The 12,626-nt window shown below is 71.4% G+C and carries 11 protein-coding genes and 1 tRNA gene; 11 read left to right on the top strand and 1 reads right to left on the bottom strand.

What is annotated here, in order from left to right:
• Nucleotides 1-245 precede the first annotated feature (245 nt).
• The 11 genes from Pme01_RS15995 (at nucleotide 246) to Pme01_RS15945 (ending at nucleotide 12,290) form a co-directional block, all read left to right on the top strand.
• Nucleotides 246-2,579 (top strand): sensor histidine kinase, encoded by a 2,334-nt coding sequence (locus Pme01_RS15995; protein ID WP_168116368.1) that lies wholly within the window; start codon nucleotides 246-248, stop codon nucleotides 2,577-2,579.
• A gap of 2 nt (nucleotides 2,580-2,581) precedes the next feature.
• Nucleotides 2,582-3,013, top strand: coding sequence for a roadblock/LC7 domain-containing protein (locus Pme01_RS15990; protein WP_168116369.1), 432 nt, complete (start codon nucleotides 2,582-2,584; stop codon nucleotides 3,011-3,013).
• Between the two features lie 12 nt (nucleotides 3,014-3,025).
• Nucleotides 3,026-3,412 carry a DUF742 domain-containing protein gene (locus tag Pme01_RS15985; protein ID WP_168116370.1) on the top strand — a complete coding sequence of 129 codons (387 nt, stop codon included), beginning with the start codon at nucleotides 3,026-3,028 and terminating at the stop codon, nucleotides 3,410-3,412.
• Nucleotides 3,413-3,628: 216 nt separating this feature from the next.
• The gene (locus tag Pme01_RS15980) at nucleotides 3,629-6,064 is read left to right on the top strand and encodes a sensor histidine kinase (protein WP_168116371.1); all 2,436 of its coding nucleotides are present in this window, start codon (nucleotides 3,629-3,631) and stop codon (nucleotides 6,062-6,064) included.
• Entirely contained in the window at nucleotides 6,064-6,516 is a 453-nt protein-coding gene (locus Pme01_RS15975; protein WP_168116372.1) for a roadblock/LC7 domain-containing protein, read from the top strand. The genes Pme01_RS15980 and Pme01_RS15975 overlap by 1 nt, the downstream gene beginning before the upstream one ends.
• 15 nt (nucleotides 6,517-6,531) lie before the next feature.
• Nucleotides 6,532-6,900 (top strand): DUF742 domain-containing protein, encoded by a 369-nt coding sequence (locus tag Pme01_RS15970; RefSeq protein WP_168116373.1) that lies wholly within the window; start codon nucleotides 6,532-6,534, stop codon nucleotides 6,898-6,900.
• The gene (locus Pme01_RS15965; protein ID WP_168116374.1) at nucleotides 6,881-7,480 is read left to right on the top strand and encodes a GTP-binding protein; all 600 of its coding nucleotides are present in this window, start codon (nucleotides 6,881-6,883) and stop codon (nucleotides 7,478-7,480) included. Before Pme01_RS15970 ends, Pme01_RS15965 begins: the two co-directional genes overlap by 20 nt.
• A 254-nt stretch (nucleotides 7,481-7,734) precedes the next feature.
• Entirely contained in the window at nucleotides 7,735-9,945 is a 2,211-nt protein-coding gene (locus Pme01_RS15960; protein WP_203935659.1) for a glycosyltransferase, read from the top strand.
• Nucleotides 9,939-11,291 (top strand): glycoside hydrolase family 26 protein, encoded by a 1,353-nt coding sequence (locus Pme01_RS15955; protein ID WP_168116375.1) that lies wholly within the window; start codon nucleotides 9,939-9,941, stop codon nucleotides 11,289-11,291. The genes Pme01_RS15960 and Pme01_RS15955 overlap by 7 nt, the downstream gene beginning before the upstream one ends.
• A gap of 268 nt (nucleotides 11,292-11,559) precedes the next feature.
• Nucleotides 11,560-11,859, top strand: coding sequence for a DUF4193 domain-containing protein (locus Pme01_RS15950; RefSeq protein WP_168116376.1), 300 nt, complete (start codon nucleotides 11,560-11,562; stop codon nucleotides 11,857-11,859).
• A gap of 80 nt (nucleotides 11,860-11,939) precedes the next feature.
• Nucleotides 11,940-12,290 carry a DUF6401 family natural product biosynthesis protein gene (locus Pme01_RS15945; protein ID WP_239088262.1) on the top strand — a complete coding sequence of 117 codons (351 nt, stop codon included), beginning with the start codon at nucleotides 11,940-11,942 and terminating at the stop codon, nucleotides 12,288-12,290.
• Nucleotides 12,291-12,486: 196 nt separating this feature from the next.
• Here the strand turns inward: Pme01_RS15945 and Pme01_RS15940 are convergent.
• Nucleotides 12,487-12,559 (bottom strand) — tRNA-Ala (locus Pme01_RS15940).
• Between the last annotated feature and the right edge of the window lie 67 nt (nucleotides 12,560-12,626).

The following is a 12,626-nucleotide window of genomic DNA, read 5'->3' as shown; positions in this document are numbered from 1 at the left end:
GCCGTCCTCGACTTCCGGTACTGCCGGATTGCGCAACAACCCCTGGCGGCGGGAGCGCCGGAAGACCCGAGTGGACAGTACTGTCCATTATAGACGTATATCTTGAAACCATTCATCGAACGCTGCTAATGTGCCGGCGTGCCCGGCGCACGGGCACCAGTCGTGACGGGGAAATCGCGCCCCGGTGACCGCGGCGTTCGTGCACCGTTCGGGGACGTGGTCACGGGGGACGTCGGGAGACGTGTATGAAATCCCGCAAGCTGCACGTACGCACCAAGGTCGTCGCCCTGCTCGCTTCGTTCGCGGCACTGTGGGCCTTCGCCGCGTACGTGACCCTGCGGGAGGGCGTCAACCTGATCTGGGTCAGCACCAACGACACGAACGTCGGCCGGCCGGCCGAGTCGCTCACCGCCGCCCTGCAGCAGGAGCGCCGGCTGTCGGTGATCTACCTTGCCGGCCGCGGCGCCGACCAGCGCACCGCGCTGACCGAGCAACGCGCCCGGACCGACCGTACGGTCGCGGCCTTCCGGCACCTCGCCGGCAGCGCCAGCACCCGGCGCGCGGCGAGCGCGCTGCTGGAACAGCAGATCCGCAACGTGTTCGACCAGTTGAACGGCCTCGGCCGGGTCCGGGCGGAGATCGACGGCGGCGGCCTCGACCGTACCGCCGCGGCGAGCACCTTCACCGGGATGATCAGCACCACGTTCCGGCTGTACAACGCCCAGGCGACGCTGGACGACCTGCAGACCGCGCGGGAGGGCGCCACCCTCATCGCGCTCAGCCGGGCCATGGAGGTCCTGTCGCAGGAGGACGCGCTGCTCGCCGGGGTCATCGAGGCCGGCCGGTTCACCGGCTCCGAGCACCCGCGCTTCGTCCAGCTCGTCGGCGCCCAGCGGCTCCTGCACGAGGACTCCGCGGCCCAGCTGCCGCAGGCCGACCGGGAACGGTACCGGCAACTCGCCAACGGGCCCGCCGCCACCCGACTGCGGGTGCTCGAGGACCTCGTGACCGACAAGGGCCGCGCGGGCCTCGCACCACCGGTCGACGCCCAGACCTGGAACAGCGCGATCACCCCGGTCTACGGCGAGCTGCGGGACCTGATCCTCGAGGCGGCGGACGGCACGATCGCGCGCGCGAAGCCGATCGTCGTCGGCATCGTGATCCGGTTGGCCGTCAGCGTGCTGGGGCTGATCGCCGTCATCGCCGCGATCGTCCTGTCCGTCACCACGGCCCGCGCGCTCGTCCAGCAGCTCAGGACCCTGCGCGACGCGGCGCGGGAGCTGGCAGGCGAGAAACTCCCCCGGGTCGTCGACCGGCTGCGCCGAGGCGAAGAGGTCGACGTCTCCGCCGAGGCGCCGCCGGTGCCGCACGGCCCCGACGCGATCGGGCAGGTCGGGAGTGCGTTCAACGCGGTGCAGGAGACCGCCATCAGGGTCGCCGTCGAACAGGCCGAACTGCGCCGAGGCGTACGCGACGTCTTCCTCAGCCTGGCCCGGCGCACCCAGGCGCTCGTCCACCGTCAGCTCACCACGCTGGACGCGATGGAGCGGCGCGAGGACGACCCGGAGGAGCTGGCCAACCTGTTCCGCGTCGACCACCTCGCCACCCGGATGCGGCGCAACGCCGAGAACCTCATCGTGCTCTCCGGGGCGGTCCCCGGCCGCGGCTGGCGGCAGCCGGTGCCGCTGGTGGACATCGTCCGCGCCGCCGCGGCCGAGATCGAGGACTACGAGCGGGTGACGGTGCTGCCGATGGGGCAGGCCGCGCTCACCGGACGGGTCGTCGGTGACGTCATCCACCTGCTGGCCGAGCTGATCGAGAACGCGACGTCGTTCTCGCCGCCGGACACCCCGGTCCACGTCGGGGGCCAGCTGGTGGCCAACGGCTTCGCCGTCGAGATCGAGGACCGCGGGCTCGGCCTGAGCGAGGGCGAGCTCGCGCTGACCAACGACCGGCTCCGCAACCCGCCCGAGTTCAAGCTCACCAGTACGGCCAGGCTGGGCCTGTACGTGGTGGGACAGTTGGCGATGCGGCACGGCATCCGGGTCCGGCTCAAGGAGTCCGCGTACGGCGGGACCGTCGCGATCGTCCTGATCCCGAACACGCTGGTACTCGACGGCACGGACGCCGACACCCCGGCGACGCGCGCCAGGCGGGCCGTCGAGCGGGCCCGCACGACCGACGGCGACGCGGTCGTGCACGCCCTCCCCGGCCGGCCGGCGAACGAGATCGGTACGCCCGCGCGGGCCCCGGCCGGGGTACTGGTGTACCGCGACCTGGAGGCGGACGCGAACCGCGCCGCCGAAGCGGCCGAGCGCCGCGCCTCGGATGCCCGGGCCGACAACGGACTGCCCCGCGCCGGCAACGGACTGCCCCGCCGGGTGCGGCAGGCCAACCTCGAGGAGCACCTCCAGCGCGACCCGGCGCCGGCCGGGGAGCCGACGGCCGACGGCCCCGGCCGCCAGCCCGAGGACGTCCGCCGGATGCTGGCGTCCTACCAGCGGCAGACCAGGCGCGGACGCGCGGACGCCGAACAGGTCGGCGGCTCGCAGACCGAACGGACCGGGGAGGCGGACTAGCCGTGCAGAAGACAACCGCGGGTACGGACCTGCGTTGGTTGCTCAACGATCTGACCGCCCGGGTCGACCAGGCCAGGCACGCGGTGGTGCTGTCCGCCGACGGGCTGCTGATCGCCGCCTCGAGCGAGCTGAGCGGCGAGGACGCCGATCACCTCGCGGCGGTGGCGTCCGGGTTCGCCAGCCTGGCCCGGGGCGCCGGGCGTCACTTCGGCGGCGGGCCGGTACGGCAGACCATCATCGAGATGGAGTCGGCGTTCCTGTTCGTGACGGCCGCCGGCCACGGTGCGTGCCTCGCCGTCCTCGCGGCCGAGGACGCCGACATCGGCCTCATCGCGTACGAGATGGCGATGCTGGTCGCCCGCGTCGGCACGTACCTGGCGACCGCGGACCGCCAGCCCGCACAGCCGCACGGCCGGCCGCACGGCCGCGAGTGACGGCACGCCGCCATGGACGCCCGGCAGGACCCGACCGAGGACCGCTGGCTCGACGAGGACGCGGGGCCCGTCGTACGTCCGTACGCGATGACGCGCGGCCGGACCAAGCCGGAGATCGGCGACTTCGACCTGATCGCGCTCGTCGCGGCGACCCGGCCGACCACCCCGGTGGCGGTGGGGCTGGGGCCGGAACACCACGCGATCGTCGACCTGTGCCAGCAGCCGCTGTCGGTCGCGGAGATCTCGGCGCACCTGGACCTGCCGGTGGGCATCGTCCGGGTGCTGCTCGGTGACCTCCTGGGCAGGGGGCTGATCGTGGCCCGCGGCCCCCGGTCGGCGGTGCAGATGCACCACGAACGCGTCCTGAAAGCGGTCCTCGAGGGCCTGCGGTCCCTCTGACGCCACTTCCTCGGTTCCCACTCCCCCGGCACCGCTTTCTCCGCCCACTACCTCCGCCGCTCACCGATTTGCCGGATCATCCATCGTTGCGCGGGGCGGCCGGTGTGTGAGCCAATGCGCATACCAGGGATACCCGGTGATCTATACCATGACGCTCTACTACATGATCTTTCTTACTGACCGTACTCCCCCACGCCGCCGCGGAGACGAGTATTGATGTCGCGTTCGGTCCGGTCCATCCGCAGACAGCTGCTGACGCTGGCCACGATCCCGCTGGTCACCCTGCTCGCGCTCTGGGGCTTCGCCACCTACCTCACCGTGGGCGACGGATACCGCCTGTACAACCAGGGGCGGCTGACCACCCAGGTGGTGGCGCCGGCCGAGGAGATCGTCGGTGCGATCCAGGGCGAGCGCCGCGCCTCCGCGGTGTACCTGACGATCGGGTCGGCGGACAACCTCGGCGACCTGACCCGTGCCCGCACCCTGGTCGACCAGAAGATCGACGCGTACCGGGCCGCTCTGAAGCGTGACGACGTGCGCGGCATCGCCTCGGCGCACCTGATGGAGCTGGCCGAGGCACCGCTGACTGCCCTCGACAACCTGGACGCGCTGCGCCGGCAGGTCGAGACCCGGGCCATCGACGGCCGGGGAATGATGGACGCCTTCACCGACCTGGTCGACCCCATCACCCCGCTGTACGCGGCGGTGGCGACGTTCCCGGACGACCAGGTCTCGGCCGAGGGGCAGGCGCTGCAGCGGTTGGCGCACGCGCGGGAACTGCGCGCCCGTACCGACGCGATCCTCGCCGGCGCGCTCACCAACGGCCGCTTCACCCGCGACGGCTACCTGCAGTTCGTACAGGCGGTCGGGCTGATGCGCGCCGAGTACCACGAGACGTACGTCCGGATGGACGGGCAGTACCGGCGAGAGTTCGACGCCTTCTTCGCCAAGGACCCGTACGGCTGGCTGACCCGCGCCGAAGACTCCGCCATCGCCACGAACGGGACGGGAGCGATCCCGGTCAACGCCAGCCAGTGGCGCGACGCCAACACCACGGCCCTCGCACAGCTCTCGGACTTCCAGAACCACCTGTCCGGCATCGTCTCCGACCATGCAAAAGGTCCGGCGTACCTCATCTTCGGCCGCATCATCGTCGCCGGGCTCGTCGGGTTGATCGTGGTCGTCGTGACCGTCGCGGTCTCGTTGCGCATCGCCCGCCGCCTCGCCCGGCGGCTGCGCCACCTGAGCAGCTCCGCGCACACGCTCTCCGACGTCCAGCTGCCGGACGTCGTGGACCGGCTCAGCCGCGGCGAGCACGTCGACGTCGACGCGGAGGCGCCGGTGCTCGAACGTACCGGCGACGAGATCGGTGAGGTGGCCGCCGCCCTGAACACGGTGCGCCGTACCGCGATCCGTACCGCCGTCGAACAGGCGGAGCTGCGTACCGGCATCAGGAACGTCTTCATCAACATCGCCCGCCGCAGCCAGACCCTGGTCAAGCAGCAACTGTCCATGCTGGACGTGATGGAGCGCAAGACGGTCGACCCGGAGGAGCTGCACGACCTGTTCCGCGTCGACCACCTCGCCACCCGGATGCAGCGGTACGCCGAGAACCTCGTCATCCTGGGCGGCGGCCGGCCCGGCCGGCACTGGGGCGAACCCGTGGCGATGCGGGAGGTGCTGCGCGGCGCGGCCGCCGAGGCCGAGCAGTACGAGCGGGTACGCGTGGTGTCCGTCGCGCCGGTGATGCTCGCCGGAACCGCGGTCTCCGACGTCCTCCACCTGGTGGCCGAGCTGATCGACAACGCCACCAGGTTCTCGCCGCCGGACACCCAGGTCCAGGTCTCGGGCCAGATGGTGCCGCACGGGTTCGCCGTCGAGGTGGTCGACCGCGGGCTGGGCATGACCGACACCGACCTGGCCGCCGCGAACGCCTGGCTGGCCCATCCGCCCGAGTTCAACGTGCTGGCCCTGAGCGAGAGCCCTCGCCTGGGCATGTTCGTGGTGGCCCGCGTCGCGGCCCGGCACGGCATCCGGGTGTCGCTGCACGGCTCCCCGTCCGGCGGGGTCACGGCCGTCATCCTGCTGCCAGGGGAGCTCGTCAGCGGTGTGGCGGCAGCCACGACCGAGCGCGAGCCGGTAGAACGTCAACCTACGGGGGGCGCCGCAGACGCCGGTACCGTTCCGGCCGGTCGGGACGGTACCGATGACGACGACATGGACGGTGACATGGACAGGGACAGGGACAGCGGTGACTTTCACGGCGGTGGCATTTCCGGAGGCGGTGACGTTCCCGGAGGCGGTGACGTTCCCGGCGACGGTGACGTTCCCGGCGACCATGGACAGGGCGACACCGGTGATCGGGTCGGCGCCGACGCCCCAGCGGCGCGAACCCACCTCGGCCTGCCGGTACGGGTACGGCAGGCGCGGCTCGCCCCCGGCCTGCGCGACAACGCCGGCCCGGCCACCGTCCCACGCCCGCACCCGGCGCCGCCGCCACAGCGCTCCGCCGACGAGGTACGCCAGATGATGAGCGCCTACCAGCGAGGCACCCAGCGGGGGCGCCAACCGATCGACGACCACACCGGCCGGTCGTCCACACCGGGCGACCCCGGCACGACCAGCACAGAGCATCGCGACGAGGAGAGTTGATGACCGAGCGTACGAGCGCGGCCGGCGACCTGAACTGGCTGCTCGAAGACCTGGTACAGCGAGTGGCGGACATCCACCACGCGGTCCTGCTGTCCGCCGACGGGCTGCCGATCGCCTCCTCCGCCGACCTGGACCGCGCCGACTCCGAGCACCTCTCCGCGATCGCTTCGGGCTTCCAGAGTCTCGCCCGCGGGGCCGGTCGCCACTTCGACGGCGGTTCGGTACGCCAGACCATCGTGGAGACGGATCGCTGGTTCTTCTTCGTCACCGCTGCCGGCTACGGAGCGAACCTCGCCGTCATGGCCACCTCCGCCTGCGACGTGGGGCTGGTCGCGTTCGAGATGAACCTGCTCATCCAGCGCGTCGGCCAGAACCTCGCGACCCTGTCCCGCTCGTCGCTCCCCCGGGTGCCGTCGCCGGACTCCGACCCGCTCCTCCAGCAGCAGGGCTGAGCGTGGGGTGGCGTGATGAGCTGGTCGGAGCACGACGCCGACGACGAGTCGGCCGGGCCGTTGGTGCGCCCGTACGCGATGACCCACGGGCGTACCCGGGCGTCGGCCGACTTCGACCTGATCACGCTCGTGGTGGCCGCCCGGTCACCGCATCCCGACGAATTCTGGGAACCTGAACATCTGTCCATTCTGGAGCTTGCGCAGCGGCCGGTCTCGGTGGCCGAGCTTGCCGCACGCATGAACGTACCCGCCGGTGTCGTCCGGGTCCTGCTCGACGACCTGCGCGCCCAGGGTGCCCTCATCGTGCGCGCCGCCTCCCTGGAAACATCTACGCCCAACCTCACGATCCTGAAGGCGGTGGCTGATGGCCTACGCGCACTCTGACCGGCCCGTCCGGGGCACCTCCGCGGTGGCCACCATGCCGATGGCGGTGAAGATCCTCATCGCCGGCGGCTTCGGGGCGGGAAAGACGACGATGGTCGCCTCGGTCAGTGAGATCGAACCGCTGAGGACCGAGGAACTGATCACCGCCGAGAGTGTCGGCGTAGACGATCTGTCCGGCGTGGAGGGCAAGAACACCACGACGGTCGCGCTCGACTTCGGCCGCATCACCCTGACCGACAACCTCATCCTGTACCTTTTCGGCACGCCCGGTCAGGACCGGTTCTGGTTCGTGTGGGACGAGCTGGCAACCGGCGCCCTCGGTGCGGTCGTGCTCGCCGACACCCGGCGGCTGGACGACAGCTTCCCGTCGGTGGACTACTTCGAGAAGCGGGGCATCCCGTTCGTCGTGGCGGTCAACTGCTTCGACGGGGCGAAGCAGTACGACCCCGCGGACATCCGGATCGCCCTGGACCTCGACGACGACGTACTGGTACTGCTCTGCGATGCCCGCGATCGCGCCTCCACCAAGGAAATCCTGATCTCGTTCGTGGAGGACCTGATCCGGAAGGCCCAGCGCTAGCCGCGGACCTGACGGGATGCCGCGCAGCCATCGATCCCGGTCCGCGCCGGACGACCGGGTCATCCGGGATCATGGAGATCGCGAAATCAGCGCGCCCATAGATGATGGTTCACGCTGAATGCGGCAATTTCCCGACTTCCCGATGGCGACCGCATTGACTAGCCTGGCGTTCCGTGTACCCGTCGGTAGGCCATACGGGTGACACGTCGCAGCTGGGAGGGGCCTTGAGCGCGACGACGAGGCACGGTGTGTCGATGGCGGACGCACCGACGCCGCCCGGCCGCGGTCAGCAGCTGTACCGCGACTGCGCCGAGCTGGCCGGTGCGCCGGTCTCGCCCGGACACCGGGACCAGCCGGTCATGTTCCGGCACGTCGCCGGTGGCACGGCCCGCCTGGTCCTGACCCTCCTCGTCCTGGTCAACATCGGTACGATCGCGCTGTTCACGGGCTGGCTGCTGCTCCCGGAACGGGTGCCGGGCGCGCTGGGCATCGGCGTCGGCGGCTGGCAGCTCGTCGTCGCCCGGCTCGCGTACTGTCTCCTGATCGCGGTGGAGCTGGTCCGGCTGGGCCGGAGCGTCGCGCTCTGGGTCTTCGCCGTCAACGCCAAGGATCCGGTACCGATGGATCCGCCCGTCGGCCTGCGGGTCGCCCTGCTCACCACGATCGTGCCGGCGAAGGAGCCGATCGAGGCGGCCGAGCGCACGCTGCGCGCGATGAAGAGCGTCGGGTACGCCGGCACGGTCGACGTCTGGATCCTCGACGAGGGCGACGACCCGGAGGTACGGGCCATGGCCGCCCGCCTCGGCGTACACCACTTCAGCCGCAGGTCGCGCCCCGAGTACAACCAGCTCGCCGGCGAGTTCCGGGTACGGACCAGGTCCGGCAACCACAACGCCTGGCGCGCCGACCACGAGCGGGAGTACGACGTGGTGGCGGTCGTGGACCCCGGCCAGGTACCGATGCCGCGCCTGCTGGAACGCACGCTGGGCTACTTCCGCGATCCCGACGTCGCCTTCGTGACGACCCCGCAGGTGTACGGCAACTCGGACGCCAACTGGGTGGCCAACGCCGCCTCGGTCCAGCAGTACCTGTCCAACGGGGTCATCGCCCGCGGCGGCAACGGGCTCGGCGCTCCCCCGCTCACCGGCTCCGGCCACCTCTACCGGCCCTCGGCCTGGCACGAGATCGGCGGCTACCGGGACTCGATCCTCGAGGGCCACGCCACGAGCATCGAGGTGTACACCGCCGTCAACCCGGCGACCGGCAGGGCGTGGAAGGGCGTCTACACGCCTGACGTGCTGGTGATCGGCCAGGGGCCGGCCTCGTGGGCGGACTACTTCAACGGGCAGAAGCGCCGGGCGTACGGGATCTGGCAGGTCCTGCTGCGGCGTGACCTGCGGCAGTCGGAGAACCTGCCCGGCCGCCGCCGCTGGCAGTACCGCCTGCTGCGGTTCTACCACCCGAGCGCGGCGGCCAGCCTGGCGCTGGGCAGCCTCGCCGGCATGGTCTACCTACTCGCCGGCGCCTCCGCCATCCGGCTCGACACCATCATGTGGCTGACCCTGTGGGGTGCGACGCTGGCGAGCTGGCTCGTGCTGCTGCTGCGGCTGCGCCGGTACCACGTCGCCACCCACGAGCGGCGCGGGCTGGGGCTGTCGGGCCTGGCGCTGACCCTGTTCGCCGGTCCGGTCCACGTCGCAGCGGGTGCCGGGGCGCTGCTGCGCCGCCGGCCGGCCTTCGTGGTGACCGCCCGGGCCAAGCCGGGCGCGGCCGACTCATTCCGTACGTTCCGGCTGCACCTGCTGTGGGCCGTGGTCGCCGCGGCAGCGCTCGGGGTGAGCCTCACCGGCGGCCACGCCTACCCGCCGCTGTGGATCTGGGCCGCCCTGATCCTGGTCATCGGCGTCGCTCCGGCCGTCATCGCCGCGGTCTCCGGCAGCCCTGCCCACTCCGGCGGCCCCGCGGTCTCCGGCGGCCCCGCAGACTTTGGCCTGGGGGCGGGCCGCCGCCCCGAGTGGGACGCGGAGCCCGACGACGGATGGGGTGAGGACGCGCCGGCGGACGACCCGATGGCGGAGTGGGCGCCGCCCGTCCGGGGCAAGATCCAGCCGACCTTCCAGGTCCCCTCGGCGCGTGACCCCGTCGGCGTCGTGCCGGATCCCGACGTCCCGGCGGCGGCAACCGCGCGGGTGGCGGCAACCGCGCGGGTGGCCGCCGACGCCCAGGCGGACACCGAAGCCGAGGCGGAGGGCGACACCCAGGCGGTGCCCGACGCGCACGAGGACACCCAGGTCCAGCCCGTGGTCGACGCCCGGGGCTACGACGTAGGAGCGGAAACCGACACCATGCAGATCCTCGACGCCACGGCCGCCGCCGACCCGTACTGGACCCTGGACTCGGCGCCGGAACCCGGTACCGATCTAGTCAAAGCGACGCCTGTCGAGGAGCCGAACCGGCCATGGTGAAGAAGCCGACCGGACCCGGACTGACGTTCGCGCTCGTCGCGGCCGCGCTCGTCAGCTACACCTTCGTACTCGCCCCGAAGCTGGGGTTGGCCAGCCAGGCCACGTCCACCACCGCGTCGCCCGTACCCAGCGCAAGGGCGTCCACGTCCGGGGCACCCACGGTCTTCCCGCCGCGCGACAAGAGCTTCATCGGGGTGACGACCGCCGACGGTACCGTCGACCTCGCCTCCGTCGACGCGTTCAAGACGGCGACCCGGCACCGCCCCGCGGTCATGATGTTCAGCCAGGGTTGGTCCGGCACCGACTCCGACGGCGCAACGTCCGACAAGACCGCGTTCGACAAGACGGCGTTCGACAAGATCGCGCAGCAGGGCGCGCTCCCCATGCTGAGCTGGGAGCCGTGGAACCGCCGCGACGACGTCACCGCCAGGGATGCCGCGCAGCCGCAGTACCGGCTGTCCCGGATCGCCTCCGGCGCCTTCGACGACTACATCCGCTCGTACGCGCGAGGGGTGAAGAGCCTCGACTACCGCGTCGCGATCCGCCTCGCCCACGAGATGAACGGCCCCCGGTACCCGTGGGGCGCGAACGTCAACGGCAACCAGCCGGGTGACTACGTGAAGATGTGGCGCCACGTCCACGACGTCTTCGCGGAGGAGGACGTCGACAACGTCGTCTGGGTCTGGAGCGCCACCGCCGGAGTCGAGAGCAGGACCCGGCTGTCCGCGCTCTACCCCGGCGACGACTACGTGGACTGGGTCGGCCTGTCCGGCTACTACGGCACGACGAGCTCCGGCACGACGGGCTCCGGCACCGCGGGCGCCCCGGGCTACCGGTCACCTGACTCGATCTTCGACGCCGCCCTGATCGACCTGCACACGTTCGCCGGGCGGCCCGTCGTCATCACGGAGACCGCGGCCACCGACACCGCCGGACTCAAGGCGCGATGGGTCCGCGACCTCTTCCAGTACCTACCGAAGCACGCCGACGTCATCGGCTTCATCTGGTGCGAGGCGGTCCGGGAGACCGACTGGCGGATCGCCAGCTCACAGGCGGCCGCGACGGCGTTCGCCGAGCTGGCCGCCGATCCCCGGTACGCGGTCACCTGGGCGCCCGATCTCGAGCCACGTACCAGCCTCGTCGGCCCGACCCCCGTCCAGGCCGCCCCGTCGGCCACCCAAGCGGCGAGCCCCCCACCGTCGCGTACCGTCGCACCTAGGCCCACGCCGGGCCGCACCCGTCCGCCGAGTCACACCCCGACCACGACGCCGCCGGTCGACCCGACACCGACCCGGACCGCCTCGCCGCCGCATGACCCGACGCCGGAGCCGACCCCGTCACCCTGACGATCCGCGTATGTCCACGGTGGAGCGTGGGGGTCGGGTGCAGCGCAGCCGGAGATCGCGCATCGGCCCCCAGCGCCCGAGCCAATCGGCGGAAGTTTGTTTGAGCCGACCTGCGGTGGGTACATCGGGCGCCATGATCCGGTCCGAATATCGACCGGTTCGAAGGCGCCGACGACGGCGCCGTGTCATGTATCCGTCGCGTTCGCGGAACCGCCCATCCTCGACTGCGCCTGCCACGTCCCGAAGACACCCGAGGAGGGTGACACCGATGGCCATCACCGATTACGACACGCCTCGCCGTACTGTCGGCGACATCGACGAGGACAGCCTGGAGGAACTCCAGGCCCGCCGTGCCGCCGCCCAGTCCCCGCTGGTCGACGTCGACGAAACGGAGGCCATCGAAGGCTTCGAACTGCCGGGAGCGGACCTCTCCAACGAAGAGCTGACCATGTCCGTCGTCCCCATCCTCGCCGACGAGTTCCGGTGCTCGCGTTGCTTCCTGGTGCACCACCGCAGCCAGCGCACGATCGACCGGAACAACCGGGACATCTGCACCGAGTGCGCCTGACGGAGCGCTTCGGGTTGCGACCGGGTGCGGACCGGTTTCCCAGCCCCCATTCGGCCGCCGACCTCAATAACGTCTGGCTCATGACGAGCGAGTACGGCAGGACAGTGAACCCGACAGTGGTCTACGTGGCGCGCGCGTGCCTTGACGCCCTGATGGGCTGGGTGGGCGTCGACGGCATGGTGGCCGCCATCCGTAACCCGGCCCTGCTCGCCGCGATCGACCAGCACGCTGCGGCCGTACGCGACGAACTCGGCGAGCGCATCACCGACGCGCCGGCGCTCGCCGAGCACGCGCGCCAGGTACACGCCGCCGCGGTTGCCGAGGGCCACGAGTTCCCGAACCCGGCCCGCCTGGACTGGGCCCACGCACCGTCGTACCTGGTGCGGCTGGTGGCGGTCTGCGCCCTGGCCGGCGTCGCCGACTGCCTGTAACGCGAAACACGGAAACCGCGGCGGCCGGGCCACCGCGGCCCGGAGAGCACCGAGCACGCCGCGAGCGGCTACCCGGCTCGATTTCCGCGGCCGCGATCCACGTACAGATCTTGGTGCCCAGGCCGGGAAGGCCATCCCGCCCCCACGACGAAACAGGGCATACGCCACGTTCGACGTATGCCCTGCCTACTACGGGTGGAGCCGAGGGGACTCGAACCCCTGACCCCCACACTGCCAGTGTGGTGCGCTACCAGCTGCGCCACGGCCCCGCTGCGCCCGGGAACTCCCTGGGCACCGGGCAATAGTACACACCCGCCGCCGCCCGGTCACATCGGA

Origin of the sequence: Planosporangium mesophilum (assembly GCF_016863255.1) — a bacterium.
Classification (GTDB): Bacteria; Actinomycetota; Actinomycetes; order Mycobacteriales; family Micromonosporaceae; genus Planosporangium; species Planosporangium mesophilum.
The sequence above is the reverse complement of the archived record's forward strand: the minus strand, read 5'-3'. Positions and strand labels throughout refer to the sequence as shown.